11 protein-coding genes and 1 pseudogene are annotated in these 17,770 nt (G+C 43.2%); 5 read left to right on the plus strand and 7 right to left on the minus strand.

All coding sequences use genetic code 11. The annotated features are described in order from the left end of the window. From VB732_RS32915 to VB732_RS32925, 3 genes and pseudogenes are all read right to left on the minus strand, one after another. Positions 1-638 (minus strand): annotated as a pseudogene (locus VB732_RS32915) (helix-hairpin-helix domain-containing protein); the annotation flags it as partial. Positions 639-854: 216 nt separating this feature from the next. Then, on the minus strand, positions 855-1,808 hold the full coding sequence (locus VB732_RS32920; RefSeq protein WP_323235042.1) for a ParB/RepB/Spo0J family partition protein: 954 nt from the start codon (positions 1,806-1,808) through the stop codon (positions 855-857). A gap of 1 nt (position 1,809) precedes the next feature. Then, a complete protein-coding gene (locus VB732_RS32925) occupies positions 1,810-2,562 on the minus strand; it encodes a ParA family protein (protein ID WP_179070380.1) in 753 nt (250 codons plus the stop codon). Positions 2,563-2,816: 254 nt separating this feature from the next. Between VB732_RS32925 and VB732_RS32930 the strand changes: the two genes are divergently transcribed. From VB732_RS32930 to VB732_RS32945, 4 genes are all read left to right on the plus strand, one after another. Beyond that, positions 2,817-3,410 carry a hypothetical protein gene (locus VB732_RS32930; RefSeq protein WP_323235043.1) on the plus strand — a complete coding sequence of 198 codons (594 nt, stop codon included), beginning with the start codon at positions 2,817-2,819 and terminating at the stop codon, positions 3,408-3,410. 51 nt (positions 3,411-3,461) lie between these two features. Beyond that, on the plus strand, positions 3,462-3,974 hold the full coding sequence (locus VB732_RS32935; protein WP_323235044.1) for a hypothetical protein: 513 nt from the start codon (positions 3,462-3,464) through the stop codon (positions 3,972-3,974). Between the two features lie 597 nt (positions 3,975-4,571). Further along, positions 4,572-5,531, plus strand: coding sequence for a hypothetical protein (locus VB732_RS32940; RefSeq protein WP_323235045.1), 960 nt, complete (start codon positions 4,572-4,574; stop codon positions 5,529-5,531). An 8-nt stretch (positions 5,532-5,539) separates the two neighbouring features. Further along, entirely contained in the window at positions 5,540-5,830 is a 291-nt protein-coding gene (locus VB732_RS32945; RefSeq protein WP_323235046.1) for a hypothetical protein, read from the plus strand. Positions 5,831-6,292: 462 nt separating this feature from the next. Here the strand turns inward: VB732_RS32945 and VB732_RS32950 are convergent, their stop codons facing one another. After that, positions 6,293-11,404, minus strand: a complete 5,112-nt coding sequence (locus VB732_RS32950) for a S8 family serine peptidase (protein WP_323235047.1) — start codon at positions 11,402-11,404, stop codon at positions 6,293-6,295. Positions 11,405-11,840: 436 nt separating this feature from the next. Here VB732_RS32950 and VB732_RS32955 point away from each other — a divergent pair, with 436 nt between their 5' ends. Then, complete coding sequence (locus VB732_RS32955; protein WP_323235048.1) at positions 11,841-15,413, plus strand: NB-ARC domain-containing protein; 3,573 nt, start codon at positions 11,841-11,843, stop codon at positions 15,411-15,413. An 85-nt stretch (positions 15,414-15,498) separates the two neighbouring features. On the opposite strand, the gene VB732_RS32960 is transcribed toward VB732_RS32955, so the two are convergent. The 3 genes from VB732_RS32960 to VB732_RS32970 form a co-directional block, all read right to left on the minus strand. Beyond that, on the minus strand, positions 15,499-15,738 hold the full coding sequence (locus VB732_RS32960) for a hypothetical protein (protein ID WP_323235049.1): 240 nt from the start codon (positions 15,736-15,738) through the stop codon (positions 15,499-15,501). A gap of 11 nt (positions 15,739-15,749) precedes the next feature. After that, positions 15,750-16,541 (minus strand): hypothetical protein, encoded by a 792-nt coding sequence (locus tag VB732_RS32965; protein WP_323235050.1) that lies wholly within the window; start codon positions 16,539-16,541, stop codon positions 15,750-15,752. Positions 16,542-16,638: 97 nt separating this feature from the next. Then, on the minus strand, positions 16,639-17,770 hold a 1,132-nt coding region (locus VB732_RS32970; RefSeq protein ID WP_323235051.1), incomplete at its 5' end, for a group II intron reverse transcriptase.

The raw sequence follows: 17,770 nt of genomic DNA on the forward strand, positions 1-17,770 counted from the left end.
TTTTATCGGCAGTTAGAAAACCAATACCATAGATGTCGGCTGCTAGCTGGTATGGGTTTTTGGTAACAGTGGCGATCGCCCTTATATTGCTTGTAAATCTTCACAGCATAAGTGGTAGAAACGCCATGTCCCTGGAGAAACACCATCACTTCTTTGATCGCTTTTTGAGTTGACCAAGCGTTTTTGATGAGAGTGATCCGCTTTTTGGCAATACCCTGGACTTCAATCAGTCGTTCAATCTGGTTTTCGATAATGTCGAGCGTTTCTAAACCGAAGTGAGCGACGATACGCTTGGCTGTTACTGGGCCAACACCTTTTATGAGTCCACTACCCAAATATTTTTCAATTCCAGTGAGAGTAGCTGGTTTGGTTTCCTTGTAGTTAACAACTTGAAACTGTGGCCCAAATTGTGGATGGTCACGCCAGAAACCAGTTAGTTGTAAAGTCTGCCCTGGCTGGATGTTAGCAAAGCTGCCAACGATTGTTGTGAGTTCGGTGCTACGTGGGCAAGTCAGTCTTGCCACGGTGTAGCCTGACTCAGCAGAGTAAAAAGTTAAACGTTCTACGACTCCGGTGATTGTTTCGTTTTGAGGAAAGGCGCTTACTTGTTGAGGGGCAAGATTAGGAGGAGTGGACATTGCTTATGATCCGATGCCGCACATTATTACAATACTGGAATTCAGTTCCGTCATAGTACACAAATACTATACTCTTTTGAGATTACAATAATAGTAGATGATAAAGTCGAAAATGCTGCTTCGCTTCACCATACGATGACTACGAGCGCAAGCTATGCAAGCTACGCCTCAAAGGTTGGTGAGGAGAGTGAAATATGTTGTAAAAAACCATAGATTTTACTCTAATAAAGCTTCAATTTGCCCTAACAACTTATCTAAAACTTTTGCTTTATTAGGATCTTCCCAGATTTTAGCTTGCTTAACTCGCTGATAGGCTTCCTTCATCCGATTAGGAAGGATATTAGGCTGAGAAGACTTAGGAGGTTGAACTGATTGAATGTAACTTTTGATATCTCTAACTGAAAGATTTTCTTCAATAGTTTTCACTAGAAGTTGATGTCGCTGATCTTTGTCTTTCAATTGAGCGATGATACGAGCTTTGGTATATTCTAGTTGTCCTTGGCGCAAAGTTTCTAGAACATCTTTAGGTAAATTTAGTAAAGGTAGGCGATGACTACGAAAACTGTCTGGAGTCAACCTACCTATTACTGAAAATATCTTTTCTACCATTTCCCATTGGTTACGAACAACGTTGTTCGTAATTTCTGTTTTTTGCTTTTGGAGGTTAGCAATATGATTGAGTAGGGAAATAACTTCTCCTTGAGAGCATTCCAAGCGGATAGATAGCAGTTGCAAAATAGCTTCAGTTTCCTCAACCGGATTTAAATCTTCCCGTTGCAAATTTTCGAGGAGGGCGACTTGGAAAGCATCTTGGTCATTGAGATGGCGGATAATAACCGGAACTTGCTCCATTCCAAGAGTTTGAGCCGCACGGTAGCGACGTTCACCAGCAATCAATTCATAATTACCGGATTCTAACGGTCGGACAAGCAGTGGCTGCAAGATGCCATGTTCACGAATAGAAGCAACTAGGCTTTCCATTCCTTGAATTGAAAAATAACGTCGAGGCTGATGAGCAGCTAGGTGAATTTGAGTTATTAATAAAGATTGTTCAATAGATTCGTTTTCCGAGAGTTGAGGATTATTGGTAACTCCTACTAAGTCAAGGAATTGTCTGGTTTTATTCGGAAATTCCATTTCATCTGCCATTGACAAGCGCCGCTTCGCCATATTACTCCTGTTCTGCCATTTCTCTGGCGATTTCTTGATAAGGTTCAATCAATTTTCTTTCTGTGGTATATCGATGAATTGGTTGACGCGCCAAGTTGGACTCTGGAAACTGAACAGACTTAGGAACTGGTTCAAAAATTTTGACCCCAGGAAGTTTAGTTTTAAGAGTTTTGAGAGCATCTTGGGTCGTGAGTGTACGGTCTGCCATTGTAGGCAAGACTCCTAAAATTTGCAAATTGGGGTGAGTGTCTTCATCACGAAGACTTTCGATAGTTTCCAATAATTGTCGTAAGCCTTCTAAAGCAAAAAACTGACATTGAACGGGGATCAAGACTGCATCTGCTGCCATTAGTGCATTTAGAGTCAGCATACCTAAGCTAGGTGGGCAATCAATGAGGATATGAGCAAATTCTTGCCGTAAAGGATTCAACTTCTTTCTCAGGATTCGGCTATTATCTGCCGAGGTCAAAATTTGCTTTTCTCCAGATGCAAGAGATATGTCAGCCGGAATCAGCTTGATTCCGTACTCGGTGTCAATAATAGTTTCAGATGCGCTCTGTTTACGATCTGTAAGTACTTCATAAGCAGTCTTCTGCCCTGGCTGAATCTTGATTCCTAGACCCGTGGTTAAATTACCTTGGGGATCAAAGTCAACTACAAGGCAGGAGGAACTTTCTGCCAACAATCCACTTAGTGCGATAGTAGAGGTTGTCTTGGCTACTCCTCCCTTTTGATTAGTAACTGCGATAATCATATTTTCTTAGTAGTATGCGATTTTTTATGAAAAAACATATATTAGTTACAGAATGAACTGATTCTATGACAATTTAAGTAGACCGCAAAGATTTTCACAAGTTTTACACCAAAGTAATGAAAAACTAATGCTCCAAATTGCTTGTTACCTAAAAAGCTAACTATACTTTCGTTCTGGTGATGAAGAGCGATTTAGTGAAATAAATTGGCGGTTAAAATACACTCATTTCCCAAAGTTCAGGAAAGAAAGTTCTGATGAAGTCTACCGAGCGATCGCCCAAGCTACCTAAGCAAGAGTTAAAACTCAACGTTCAAAACCCAAAGCTTGACCTTGTTGCTTATAAACCAGTAGAGAAACAGCAACCAACCTCTCAGCCTGACATGACTCCCAGTGATGATCTGCCGTCAGTTGAGCAGCCAGCCCAAGCAGAGGCGATACCTCCTTTAAGGTCAAAGACAAACACTGCTGAAAAACCGCAACACTTAGAGAAAAGTAAAGCCAAACGTACCTCTGCTGACAAGAGAAAATCCAAATTACCGCAACAGCCCAAGCAACAGGGCCAATTGACAAAGAGCGATGAAGAACCAGAATTACCGCCAGAACCCTGTCAGCACATGCAATTCCTGGATTGCAACTCGGAGGTAGAACGTGTGATATTCGAGTGCTACCACTGCCAGCAGGGGATAATCAGCGAGTACACCGGAGATCCCGTAATGGGCGAGTACAAAGGACGACCTTCAGTGATTTTCGCAAAGGTAAAATGCCCCAACTGTGAGCAAACAGCAATTAGACTGGAAGCAAGGGAAGTACTTTCGACAACAGCGATTCCTTCTCCTTGGCAGCAATGATGGCACACTCCCTCTTCAAAAGTGATTAGTAAGAGATATTTACGATTGATAATGCAAATGAGATTTTTACCCTCAATAATAACTGCACTAACGGCACTGACACTAACTAGTTGCACCACTACTACTGCTGAACAGTATGAAGCTACAGCACTCACCAGTTACTCCTGGCAAGTTAAGTATGCGAATAACCTAACTAGTCAACCACAGCCACGCATTGAAACCTTTGCTAACACTTCAGTGTTGAATAGGAATGGATTGAAACCGGCAGGAGCAGTTGTTGGCCCAGATGACAGAGGGTTGTGGTGGCCTACTTTACCGCCGCGACCAAGTGTTGATGAAGTTGAACAACGCAAAAAATCTCAATCCGAGGCAGGCAAACCTGAATTGATCAAAGATGTTCAGTACAAACTGACCTACGGAGTGGGTAATTTACAGAAGGCACTACCTACTAATTATGATGTTTATAGACAAGTAGTAAAAGCTTACCCCCAAAGAACTCCTTTGGAATTGACTTTGGGTGTAAATGATAATTCAGTTGAGAAAGCTGAACCTGTAAGCAAGTAGTGACCCTAAGTTACGTATTCAGCAAGAAGTTAGAGATCAAAACTGAATTACTTTTCAACAAAAAATTGACAGTAAAGTATAAATCAAAAAGTCAACGATGATCTAAATTAATTTTTGCTGCGTTGATAGAAAAGATTTCAAAAAAAAATTATGGGGGCTATGTGGGGGCTATGTGTACCCCAAAATTGTTTAGAGGCTTGAACAAAATTTGACTCCTATGTGGGGGCTATGTGGGGGCTATGTGGGGTACATTTGACTGGGTGAGGTTTTCCACCATTTAGCCCTCAAGAGGTTATGATAATTTTTTGACGCTGAAGAAAAAAAGGCAGAGGAGCAGAGGAGCAGGGGAGCAGGGGAGCAAGAGAAAATGTTTGCATTAACAATTATTAGTTATCGGTGTAAGAAAAACTAATTATTCTGCTGAAGGTCAGAGTTCTCCATTTTTAACAGTAAATAGTAAACACTAAGAACTGTTTTAATTCCCTCCTCTGCTCCCCTGCTCCCCTGCTCCCCTGCTCCCCTGCTCCCCTGCTCCCTGCTCCCCACTTCACCTGAACAGATAACTTTCACAAATCAAAATCTATTACCTTTCTCTCTATGTCTAACATTCACACCTTGCAAAAAATTTTTCCTGCTGGCTTTGACAACGGTTATGGAAGCCTAAAACTTTTAGTCGATGGGTTTGAAGTAGTTCGTGTCCCCAGCTATATAACCAATGCCGAGATGGAAGACGTACCAGGGAGGGTCGTTTTTAACGGTACTGCTTACACAGTTGGAGAATCAGCTTTCCGTACAGGAAATTATTTTGACCGCAATACAGACAATAATGAAAATAAAGTCAATAATGCGTTGTTGACTTTATTGGGTGCATTGGCACATCTCCCACCCCGTAGGGCTTGGCATTTAAAATTAGTCGTTAGCTTACATGATGTTGGTCTGGCTGAACAACTTCAAGAAGTACTCAATGGAGAATATCAGCCAATACTTGCTGGCAAACAATCAGACGTGAAAGTAGAAGTGCTGAAAGTTGTACTAGAGGGAATGGGTGCATTATTTGGGCATCCACTACCAAGAAAATTAACCATTTTAGACTTTGGCAATGGTACAACTCTGCATTCTCGTTACAACCAAGGCAAACGAGAAGTTCACACTGCTTACCCCATCGGTGTAGAAGTTCTCATCGATGATATCTCCCGGAAAATGAAACATTTGAATGGCGGAAAAATTGGGGATTTATCCAAAATCCGATTTTGTTTGGAAATGGGGCATACCAGGTACAGCCGCGACATCGATATCAAAGATGTTTACACCGCTTGTTTAAAAGATTGGTATGAGAAATACTTGAAGAAAGTCGTGAATCTGACACTTGATGCCAAGCACCAGGGGGATGAAATCTGGGCAATTGGTGGAGGCTGCCTCTTACCTGGATTTAAGAAGCTGTTGGAGAAAAACGGCTTCAAAATCCTGGACAATCCGGTAGAAGCCAATGTCTTCGGGCTTTTAGAGATGGCAAAAACCATTAGCAGCAAAAATCTAACGGGCACATCTGGAAAGTGAATATAACTATGGCACATAAAAAAGACTTAGCACCGGAAAAAGTTCGCCTCAAAGATAATTACCGAGAGCGCATATTTGCAGAATCGCAAAAACTAGATAAAAGCTACCTGGACACGCTTTACTTTATAGTTGATTGCTATTTTGTTTTTATCAAGGCTGGATTACCTGCACAACTTTTAGCTGACACACCTATTAATACTGAATCAAACCAACTCACGTCTTGGACTCAAACTCCATTTGCACAGGAGAAAGAAGAAGATTCTTCAAGCGAAACATTCAGCCTTGATTTTGATTTGTAACGAGGATCTATTGGCACAAGGATGCAATAGTTTTGACACCGTAGTTCCAAAGTTTTATTGTATAATTCAATGCAACTTCTTACATTTTAAGTTTAACCCTTTGCCAAGTATGTGAGTTCATCTGATTTTCTTAAAATGCTATTAACAACATGACATTAGAATTATGCAGCAAAGCAGTATGAACGAAGAGGAATTTGAATACTTCGACTATGAGGACGATAATCCAGCACTCTCTAAAATTATAGAACGTAACATTCGTACTATTATCCGTCTTCGGCTTCAGACTGCTAACAAAAGAAACTTGCAAGACCGAATTGCTGATTCAATTACCTCTTTTTCAGGACATATAGTTTTTGTTTATGTACATCTAGTCTGGTTTGGAGCGTCTATGTCGATCAGCATAACACGATGACCCAATTGCGCTATTTGATAGCCCAGGTTCTGGCTAAGGTTCAGTACTTACTAAGAGAATAGTTTTGCTAGCTTAGTACCTGCTGTAATCATTGAGGGAACTGCTTTCTTGGCATTGCCATCTTTCAAGTACTTGAAGGTATCTACCAGTTCGCTGACTCCATCTACTAGCGATAGTCCCTCGTAGAAAGCATTGATTGGATCTCCCTGTCTTAGTGCCAAAGCTGCCTTCGCTAGATTCTCACCTTTCTCAAATCCAGCTACTTTGAAACCTGTTGAAAGGGCGCTGAAGTAATCATCTCGTTGCAATGCACCTGCCATATTGATCCAGTCTTTACCCTGCTGGAATCCAGCCAGGGTGAATCCAGTAGATAAAGCGTCTAAATATTGCTTGTCTTTCACGTCCCAAGCGATATTTACCCACTGATTCGCATTCTGGAAGCCTACGCTTGCTAGTCCCTGAGAAAAAGCGGCGCGATCGTCATTGGGGTTTCCATTGCGTAATGCTTGCACCCACGGACTGGTTGCAAGTTGTTGATTTCCACCTGCAATAGCTAAGAGTTGATCTGCGACTTGTCCAACCTGACCATCACGCAAGGCAAAAGCAGAATTTACAAATGCATCTGCTTTACTTTGGTCTATTTTTAGATTGCTGAGTCCAGCAGACTGCAACCCAACTGTCAAGGCTGTTTTGTAATTGCCATCTTTGACACCCCAAGCAATATCTACAAACTGATTGGCGTTGCTAAAGCCAGCACTACTCAACCCTTCATCTAGAACATCTTTAAAATTGCCGTCTTTCAGCGCCCAGGCAGTATTTACAAACGTGTCTGCCACTTTAGGCTCTACATTGAAGTTAGATAATGCAGCCGCAACTGCACTTTTGTAGTCTTCGTCTTTTAGCTCCCAAGAGATGTCCACAAACAACGAAACTAACAGGGGCTTGACCACACTAGATCCACCATAGAATGCCAGTGCGCTATCGATAGAACTCTTGAGTGTTTCTTTCCAGTCTCCTTGAGAAGCATAGTAGAGTCCCTCTAGTCCACCGACTGCGGTACCCAGCACCGGAACTTGTTTGAGAGTATCGAGTACAGGCCCAACTTTGCCCTCTTTAACACCATCAATCAGTCCCTCTGCAATTGCAACACCGATCACAGCTCCCGGATTGACCAAAATCAAGTACTGCTGGTTTTCGTCGTACAGTTGCTTAAGCTCTTTCGTTGCAGTTTCTACACGATCGCCCACATTTCGCGCTTCATCACCGATGCGATCGCCGTACTGCTTCAGGTTGTCGCCAATTCGACTAGATGTTTGAGTAATGGTCGTCGTAGAGTCACTGACTGCGTTACGAGTGATACGAGTTGCTTCATTGATTGCAGTTGTCGTACTCTTGACCTGATTCTTGACATTAGTCGCACCTGTTGTCACCTCAGAGCTAAATTGGTTCTTTTTTTCTTTTAGGTAGGTTGTACCATTACTCAAGGCGCTAGAAGTGTTTTGAGTAACTTGTTTCAATTCAGACTTTCTCTCAGAGAAGAACTTTCTACCACCGCTAATAAATCCTGAGAAGGAATTATCATCTGAGTTGCTGCCACCGCTTCCAGGTGAACCGCCAGCAAACTGTGTTTCAGGTCTAGAAAATACATCTTTAACGCCTTGACCAACAGCATCACCGAATTGCTGAAGTCCTTTACCGACGGATTTTAGAGACAAGGCTTCTCGTTCGGTTGCTACTGCATTTACAACACTCCAGCTTTGTCCTGTCAGTTTTGCTTCCAAATCTTTATAGTAGGCAAATCGGTAAAAGTCAGACCATTTTACTTTAGGAATTCCATTGTTTCTCAGTTCGTCTTGAATGAGATCAAAATTAGGCGGTGTATAGCGTTGTGCCTGAGTTGCTTTGGCGAGATTCACCGCAGATGAAATATTTAATAGCCCTACTCCGGTTTCAGCATCCCACCCAGGCGTATTTAAATCGGTTGCGGTGCGCTTGAGAATATCGACAATTTGGCTATAGTTCAGTCCTGCATTAGCTGCCCATAAAAGAGAAACTGCTCCAGTCACTTTTGCCGCCGCCACGGATGTGCCAACAGCATCATTTGTTGCTACACCTTGCGCTAAAATATCTACACCTTTGCCATAGTGGGCATAATCAACCGCACTATAACTGGAATAATCAGTGCGACTCCATCCCTCTGCTGCTCCCACGGTGAGGATGTTATCAAATTCCTTGACTGCTTGCCCCAGTGCGGACATCGTACCGCTTTGATTCCCGGTTGCCGTTACAATCAAGACTTGCTTCTGTTGAGCATAGGTCAATGCAGCCCGCTCTAGGGGAGTGAGTTCGGAGCGAGTAGTTACACTGCCATCTGCGTTGGTTTGAGTAAGGTCAAAGCTGAGGTTAATTACTGCATTAGGCTGTTTGGAAGCGATCGCCGCATCCACAAAATCAATCAATGACTGTGCCCAATCCATCGATCCTACGGCACGCCCTAACCATAAGGGAGAATGATCGTTGATGCCATCAATGCCAATGCCATTATTTCGGGTTGCGGCAATTACCTCTAGAATCTGAGTTCCGTGTTCACTAGCCGACTCATCTGAAGGTTCTAGGAGCGAATTATGATCTCGACTAATCCAGTCTTTGCCAGAAGTAATTCGGGAGTAGTCAATATCCGCATTATCTGCGCTAAATCCCGTGTCAATAATGCCAATTAAAGGAAGCCCAACGTTTTGTTTACGTTCAGCAAGTGTTGTATTGTGCCAACCTTTTTGATTTGCTGCAATCTTCGACCAAGCATCGATTTGTGCCTTGGTATCCTCAGTTAAATTAGTCCAAGCGTAGTTGAGGAAACTGGCTTGGTTCGATGCATCGTCAATAACTTGCTGACGAGTTCGATCTAGTTCTTGATACTGGTTCCAGGCATCCGTCAACACGCCACTTATATTGCTCTCAAGTTCCGCTAGCCGCGACAGGGCATCTGTGAGAACGGAAAATTGTTCATTGTTCAACACCGCGTACTGTGTTGAGGCATCCTCAATTGTTTGAAACCGATAGTTATCAAAAGCGCGAAAAACATCAATTGCTTCATTGACGGCTTTATTTTTATCGCTTGTTAAGTTGGAATTGGTGGTTGAAGCATCATTAATGATCGCTTTACTCTCTTTCACCAAGTTCTTGTAGTCTGGATTCTCAACACCAACTTTGTCAGCAATATAATTGGTCTGACCAATTAATAAGTCCGTAATTCGACCAATTTCATTCTGGGCATAGGTTGTCCATTTATCCAGAAAGTCAACGGTCTTATTAATTTCTTCAGCGCTATAGTCCGCCCATTCATACAAATATTTGCTTGTGCCAATAATTTCATTTCTGAGGTTGGTGACTTGGGCAAGCGTGTAAATCTGAAGGCTAGACAGTTGTTTACTTAGATAATCCTTCCAGGAATTCATATAGGTTCCATCACTGGAAATAGCAACCTGCAAATCGCTAAGTTGCCGAGCCAAGTAGCCTGATGAGTCGGAAATATTGTTATCAAGCCCCTCGATCGCATTCTCTCCATTCATCGTCAGGGTGGCTAAACGATTGTTAGCTGTATTAATCCAATCTGCGATCGCTTGATTTACGTTCGCCCCGTTTCCTGGGGAACTGATTTGCCCCTTAGAAGGCTTATTAGTTGCTGCTTGATTGAGTATCTCTAACACGCGCTCAGAAAGAGTTTCCCCAATTCCAGGCATATTAGGCGAAGCATACGGCTTGGTATACTCAACCAAGGCTTGTCCCAAATCGCTGTTCCGCCAGTCCTGCTGTGTCTGTACCGCACCATTTATTAGAAGTTCATCCAAGCTAATTACACGTCCAACCGCACCTTGCACCTGAAAGACAATATCGTTGTAGTCGCGATCGCTTCGTCCCTCGGCGGGTAAATCCTCTATTCCGAATACGCTACCATTTCCAGTAATATCGGCGAACTGGCCGTTGTAGCGATTTTGAGGCTTGACTGTTGTTAACGAGAATAAAGGATTGACATATTTACTATTTGGATCGTGATTGAACACCTGTTGAACGGTTCCCTTGGGAACCAACATGATTCCAAACTTATCTCCCGGATTCATGAACACAGGTTTCACACCGTCATAAATACCAGAATTCAAATTCCCTTCTGCATTTAAATTCCCTTGAAATCTTGCGCCCTGGTCATGATCAGAGATAACAATATGTCCTAGTTCAGAATTACTCAAAGCTCTGCGCGTAGATTCTTTGATAAACTCAGCAGACCCTACTTCACCATTTAAGCCAGATAAACTGAATATTGCCAGTTCGCCTTCATATCCACCACCATCAAACAAATAATCGACGCTTACTTGGCCAGTTTTTCCGACGGTAAAGACTCCAGAAACATAGCTAGCCGCTGGCGAATTATCGATTGTTACCTTGCTCAACTGAACCGACTTTAGCGTTGCCAGCAAATCGTCGCCAGCTTTGAGCAGTGTGTCGCCGTTTTGAATTTGAAAAGATAGCGCTTTGGAAGTTAGCCCTGTTCCTAAGCGAATTGTGTCGTTATTGCCAAAGCCAAAAATAGTAACCGCACCCTCACCCTTGGCTAGCTCAAAGCGATCGCTACCGCTACCGACATACACGGTGTCATCTCCAGTTCCAGCAGAGATAAAGTTGTTGCCTTCTAGAGCATAAATTGTGTCGTTCCCTGCACCGCTATAAATCAGATCGCCCGCAGCACCCGTATAAATCTGATCGTTACCTGAACCTGTAAAAATTGTGTTTAGCCCTTCTCCAGCATAGACGCGGTTATTACCATCTCCCGCTTTGATGACATCCTCTGCTGCCCCAGTGTAGATGAGGTCATCACCCAATCCAGTAATAGCAACGTTAACACCTTCCCCTAAATAAAGAGTGTTAGTACCATCACCAGCAATCACATTATCATTTCCGGCTCCGGTATAAATCTGATCGTCTCCTGCTCCAGTTACAACAGTAGTATCACTCTCACCCAGATAAAGAGTACTACCGCGCAGCAACAAAGGATCATTTGGGCTAACCTCCAACCCATACTGTGTTAAGGCATTAAGCCGACTGATAGCATCGGTCGCCCCCAATTGGCTAGCAGGGTCGAAACCTATAGCAGGATTGTCAAAGTTCATAATAATTTCTAAAGGTTAATTAACTTCAGTATTCTCAAGCCGTTATACCTAAACGTAAAAGGCGCTCGTACACCTCCCAAACCCTGAGAACTGAAGTGTGATCGCACTTCAGTTCCCAACCCTTAGTCAGAAAAAACCAGCAAACGAATCAGCATCGTCGCTCACAACTGCTATGGCTCAACTAAATGCAAAATTTATCGCACTCGAAATTTTTCAGCATTTGGATAAACACTTTACCTGTGTTTAATCATTGGGCAGATTTATGTACTACAACTGAATAACATCAATACTCTACAGCCTTGTATAAAGATTGACGGTCGGAAAAAGGTCGGAAAAAAGTCGGATCTTTTTGGTACATTTACGTAAACTTTAAAAAATAACAAAGCTTGCGGTGGGAATATCGTAGTAAACCTGGTATTTCTACGTGGAAAGATAAATGACGGTTGAAGAAGCGATCGCACTAGTCAAGCAATTATTACAACAAGGACGCTTAACAAAAGTTCAAGATATTGTCTTCCGTCAGTCATGGGCAGGACAGACGTACTTAGAGATAGCTGTAGAGTCCGATTACGATCATGGTCACATCAAAGACATTGGCTCTGAATTATGGCGATCGCTTTCGAGAGCTTTAGGAGAAAAAGTTACCAAAAATAACCTGCACGGAGTATTGCAGCGAACCGCACAGCGACAAAAGGACACAAACGCCTCCTCAACCTTCAACTTTCAATCTTCCACGAACTACACAAACTGGGGGGAAGCAATCGACGTTTCTCAATTCTATGGACGTACTACTGAATTAGAAACCCTCAGCCAATGGATTGTGAGAGATCGCACTCGTATAGTGGCACTGCTCGGTATGGGTGGCATGGGCAAAACCGCACTTTCAGTGAAGTTAGCAGAACAGCTACAGGTCGAATTCGAGTACGTTATTTGGCGATCGCTCCGGCACGCACCTTTTTTCTATGACTTGGTGACGGACTGCATCAAAATCCTTTCTCATCAGCAAGTTACCACATTGCCCGCTTCCCCTCATGAGCAAATTACTTGTTTAATCGAGTACCTCCGCAAATTTCGATGCTTGCTGATTCTGGATAATTTCGACACGCTATTGCAGCAAGGTAAACGGACAGGCTGTTACCGTGAAGCCTACGAACCCTATGGTGAACTTTTGTGGCGATTGGGAGAAACACAGCATCAAAGCTGTGTCCTGCTCACAAGCCGAGAAAAACCTACTGAAGTCGCCGCCCTCGAAGGTGATGGTTTGCCAGTTCGTACCCTTGCTTTACCAGGATTAGAAGTTGCAGCAGGACAAACAATTCTGACACTCAAAGGGCTATCAGGCTCCGAAGACGAAATCCGGCAACTAGTTGAGTGTTACCGTGGTAATCCATTAGCTCTGAAAATTGCCGCCACCTCCATTCGGGACTTATATGAAGGCAACATCGCCAACTTCTTTGCCGAAGGCACAACGGTTTTCTATGGCATTGGCAATCTCCTAGAGCAGCAATTCAAAAGACTCTCTGCCTTAGAGCAGCAAGTGATGTATTGGCTGGCAATTAATCGGGAGAAGGGTTCCCTGACAGAATTACAAACAGTCTTCACACCAGCATTGGTTCAGCCTAAGTTAATGTCAGTCCTCGAATCTTTACGTTGGCGTAGCTTAATAGAAACTAATACTGGAGGATTCACACAGCAACCTGTCGTGATGGAATACATGACAGACTGCTTGATTGAAAAAGTCTGCCAGGAAATAGTCACAGAATCACCGCAATACCTGCTGACCCATGCTTTTATGCAAGCCCAGGCAAAAGACTACATCCGCGACAGTCAAATTCATCTGATTGTGCGGCCTATCCTAAATCAGCTACGAATAACGCTTGGCTCTGCTCATCAGCTTGAGCATAAACTTGGCAGACTAGTTGCAAAGCTCCAAAATGAGGCTACAGATCCAGTTGGATATGGTGGCGGTAATCTGCTGAATTTACTGGCACAATTAGAAACCGATTTAACTGGGTATGACTTTTCTAGTCTCACTATCCGTAACTGCGATTTGCGATCGCTCAACTTACATCAAGTCAACTTTACCCAAACAACGTTTCGAGAGTGTGTTTTTGCTGCAACCTTTGGCGGCATTACTAGCGTTGTCTTCAGTTCAGATGGGCGCTGCCTTGCTACCAGTGACACAAATGGTGAAATTCATGTTTGGGATGTTAGCAATAGTAAACAACTTTTTAGCTGTAAAGAACACAACAGTTGGGTCTGGAATATTGCTTTTAGCCCTGTGCATTCAGTTTTAGCTAGTTGCGGTCAAGATCATACAATTAAACTTTGGGACACTACCACAGGAGAATGCCTCAAAACGCTGTATGGACACACTAGTATTGTCACAGCGATCGCATGGAGTCCTGACGGTCAACTCCTTGCTAGTACTAGCTATGACCACACAGTTAAAGTCTGGCATCTAGCCACAGGACAATGTGTGCAAACTCTAGAAGGACATAATGCTTGTGTGTGGAGTGTAGCTTTTCACCCCGCAGGTCAAACCTTAGCAACGGCTGGTGAAGATAATACAATCAAGCTGTGGGATTTAGAAACTGGATGTTGTGTGCAAACCCTAGAAGGGCATCAGCATTGGGTAAAAGCGATCGCCTTCAGTCCAGAAGGGCGAATATTAGCAAGTGGCAGTTTTGATCAAACCGTAAGACTGTGGGATATACATACTAAAGTGTGTTTAATGACCTTGCAGGGACACGCAGGAGTCGTAACCTCAGTAGCATTCAGTCCCAAGGGTGAACAGCTAGCCAGTGGCAGTTACGATCAAAGTGTGAAGATTTGGGACGTAGACACTGGGAAATGTCTGGATACGCTGGAAAAGCATACAAATCGAATTTGGTCAGTTGCTTTTCACCCCCAAGGACACTTAATCGCCAGTGGTGGTGATGACCACGCGGCTAGAGTCTGGGGGCTTCAGACAGGACAATGTACCAAAACCTTCCAAGGACACAGTAATGCTGTTTATGGAATCGCCCACAGTTGGCAGCAAAACTTACTTGCTAGTGGACATGAAGATCAGACAATTAAACTCTGGGATGTAAATCTCAATGCCCCGCAAAGCTTAAAGGTTGACCTCCAGCCTTTTCGTGTACTACATGGACATAGCAATCGTATTTTCTCTGTTACCTTCAGTCCCAATGGACAGTTTCTTGCCAGCGCCAGTGCAGATCGCACTATTAAGCTTTGGAATCCGCATACAGGGCAATGCCTCAAAACCTTGCATGGTCACGGTAGTTGGGTTTGGGCAGTTGCTTTTAGTCCAGACAGTAATTTCCTTGCTAGTGGCAGCTACGACCATACAATTAAGATATGGGATGTGCGTTCTAGTGAATGTTTGCAAACATTGCAGGGACATCCTGGTTCTGTATTGGCGATCGCCTTTAGCCAAGACGGAAAAACTCTCTTCAGCAGTGGCTATGAAAAGATAGTTAAATGTTGGGATATTGAAACAGGCAATTGTCTTCATAGTTGGGAGGCAGACTCTAACCGTGTTTGGGCTGTTGCTGTGAGTCCAGATACTCAATATGTTGCTACTGGTGGTGATGACTGCTTGGTGCGACTGTGGGATATTGACACAAGGGTTTGTGTGCGTACATTCTCTGGGCATACCAGTCAGGTACTCAGTATTCTGTTCACCGCCAATGGCGATCGCATGATTAGTAGTAGTAGCGATCGCACTATCAAAATTTGGAATCTAGTTACTGGAGACTGCCTTGCGACACTACAAAATCATCTCCATTGGGTGTGGTCGCTCAGTCTAACCCCAGACGAGCAAACTTTGCTCAGTGGAAGTTGGGATGAAACAATCAACTGTTGGGATCTTACTACGGGGCAATGTCGACAAACTTTGAGACCAGCCCGCCCATACGAAGGCATGATTATTACTGAAGTGATGGGCTTGACTCAAGCAGAGGTAGCAACTTTGAAAGCTTTGGGGGCATTAGAGGTTAACTGAGGCATAACTACGACGAGAGCTTAGGGTACATTTCAAATATTTAAATTTTGTACCCTACTTGACCCCTAATGATATAGTAATAGCGTTATGAGTTCTGTTGCCGCAGCATGAATAAAAGCTGCAATTGTTGTGTAATCTCTTTGAGCAGACGTGAATCTCTTTGAGTAACCGCTTTTTGATATTCAGCAAATAATTCTGAGTATTGCTGATCCAAAATCACGTTGGCTGCCTCAGAAGAATCCTTTGCTTGCTGCTGTTTATTTTTTTCAAGCCATAGGTCGGCTACTTTCTGAAAATCCTCGTAGCTAAAATCTTCTTCATTCATAGTTAAAAACCTTATTCCTCCTCGCCTTGATCTTCGTACTCCTCTTCATCCTCGTCATATTCATAATCAGCATAGTCTTTCCCGTGTTTTTCATACCACAGACGTTCTTCTTCTTGAGCCGCCTCTCGCTGTATCCTTTTCCGTTCTGCCATCTCTGCTTCTAGGCGTTCTTGCGCTAATTTCTCCTTCTCGATTCTTTCTTTCAAAAGCCTTTCTCGTTCTTGGGTTTCTTGCTCTACCCTCTCCCTCTCAAGTCTGATTAATCGCTGCTCAACTCGTCCACAGTAAAAATCTAATGCTTTACCCGTCACGGCTCCAGTAACTGTACCACCCACTAGAAATATGAGTCCGGTTCTCCAGCCTTCAATCGGGCCACCACTCCACTGCAAACTTTTTTGGTTAAACCATACCAGCACAGAAAAGACAGAAATTCCAACTACCGTATTGATCAGCGCAAAAATTCTCGGTGTCATCTCAGTCTGGCGCAGGATCAGCCACTGCCCCAGCCAGAGTATTGCACCAAAAATCACCGCAGCGATCCCGCTCATAACCAAATGTCCTGGATATTTGAACGGATCTAATATCATGTTAATAATCAATGGCACAAATATCAGCGCACAGAGCAAAGAGCCAATTAATAAGCCAACAACGCTTATCAAGCTCCAGTAGCGACCGAGATAACCAAGGCGGAATTCCAATATCCACTCTTGTACGGGAAGCATTGTGATATAAAACGCGATTCCTGCACTGACGTAATCGAGCATTGGCAGTTGTTTTACCTTTATATTTAGCGTATTTGGCATAGTAGGGTATTAGTTAGGTCGAGGGGGAGTATTATCTCCCGCCCCTCCCAATTAGAACTGGACGTGCAACTTTGGTTGCATCCAGCTCCCGACAAACTTAATTGCTCATGTGGACGTATTGATGACAGGATTGATGAATAGCAAGGAGGTTTTGAGATTTCCAGTTATCATGATCCCTATCTACGTGATGAAGATGTATATCTTCATCATCTGCAAACTTAAGTCCGCAGTGTCCACAGGTATGGTCTTGTTTCTTGAGTGCTTTGGCTGTCGCCCCATCATAGTATTTGGATTGTCTCTTGCTCCAGTAAACAATATCACCATTAAAAGGAGATGCATCTCCTTTAACCATGACGTGCTTGTTTTCTGAATACGGTACTGCGGGGAATGCTTTATCTATTAAAGCATCCGTTTGATGGCGGTTAAGTTTGGATTGTTTATTAAAGACATTCCATGCTCTCCTGCGGGTGAACCACAGTCTGAACCTTGAGCCGTCCATCTTACAGTAGCGATGATAGTTTCTCCAGCCTCTAATAATGGGGGAGAGTTTTTGGCTTTTAACTAAAGCACCATAGTTCGAGTTATTGACTATGGCTTTAACTTTCTTGCGGAATGCTAGATAATTATCCTCTGAGGGAGTACATCTAAACTTTCCGTTTTTCTGGACTCGAAATTGCCAACCGAGAAAATTAAATCCGTCAGTCGCGGATACAAAGCGTGTCTTCGCTAACTTAATGTTTAGACCCCTAACGCGGAGAAATTCTATAATTTCATCAAAGACCTTAGCTTGGTTATCGCCTTTCTTAAATATAAAAACCATATCATCTGCGTATCTCACTGATTTATGTATGGCTTCTATTCCGTGTAGGGCAATGTTGGCAAGCACTGGGCTACACACGCCACCTTGAGGTGTACCTTGTTCGGGGAATTCAGGATTAACCCCTACTTTTAGGCATTTCCATAATCCCAGTTTCGCACTTTTGGGTGCTATGATTTGGGACATTAGGTGGTTGTGATTAATCCTATCAAAACATTTTTCAATGTCCATTTCTAAGATTATTTTGTCCTTACCGTTGGATTTTGACCTCAGATTATCAAAGAGATATTTCTGTACATCATGTGCCGAACGACCAGGACGAAAACCATAGGAGCGTTCATGAAAAATCGCTTCATGAGCGGGTTCGATAGCATATTTGATAATACATTGCCATGCTCTATCTTTCATGGTT

The organism is Nostoc sp. UHCC 0252 (assembly GCF_034931145.1).
Lineage (GTDB): Bacteria > Cyanobacteriota > Cyanobacteriia > Cyanobacteriales > Nostocaceae > Nostoc.

Coding starts and splice junctions, on each gene's coding strand:
- VB732_RS32920 (WP_323235042.1), bottom strand. CDS start 1,808: ATGGCGAAGCGGCGCTTGTCAATGGCAGATGAAATGGAATTTCCGAAT.
- VB732_RS32925 (WP_179070380.1), bottom strand. CDS start 2,562: ATGATTATCGCAGTTACTAATCAAAAGGGAGGAGTAGCCAAGACAACC.
- VB732_RS32930 (WP_323235043.1), top strand. CDS start 2,817: ATGAAGTCTACCGAGCGATCGCCCAAGCTACCTAAGCAAGAGTTAAAA.
- VB732_RS32935 (WP_323235044.1), top strand. CDS start 3,462: ATGCAAATGAGATTTTTACCCTCAATAATAACTGCACTAACGGCACTG.
- VB732_RS32940 (WP_323235045.1), top strand. CDS start 4,572: ATGTCTAACATTCACACCTTGCAAAAAATTTTTCCTGCTGGCTTTGAC.
- VB732_RS32945 (WP_323235046.1), top strand. CDS start 5,540: ATGGCACATAAAAAAGACTTAGCACCGGAAAAAGTTCGCCTCAAAGAT.
- VB732_RS32950 (WP_323235047.1), bottom strand. CDS start 11,404: ATGAACTTTGACAATCCTGCTATAGGTTTCGACCCTGCTAGCCAATTG.
- VB732_RS32955 (WP_323235048.1), top strand. CDS start 11,841: ATGACGGTTGAAGAAGCGATCGCACTAGTCAAGCAATTATTACAACAA.
- VB732_RS32960 (WP_323235049.1), bottom strand. CDS start 15,738: ATGAATGAAGAAGATTTTAGCTACGAGGATTTTCAGAAAGTAGCCGAC.
- VB732_RS32965 (WP_323235050.1), bottom strand. CDS start 16,541: ATGCCAAATACGCTAAATATAAAGGTAAAACAACTGCCAATGCTCGAT.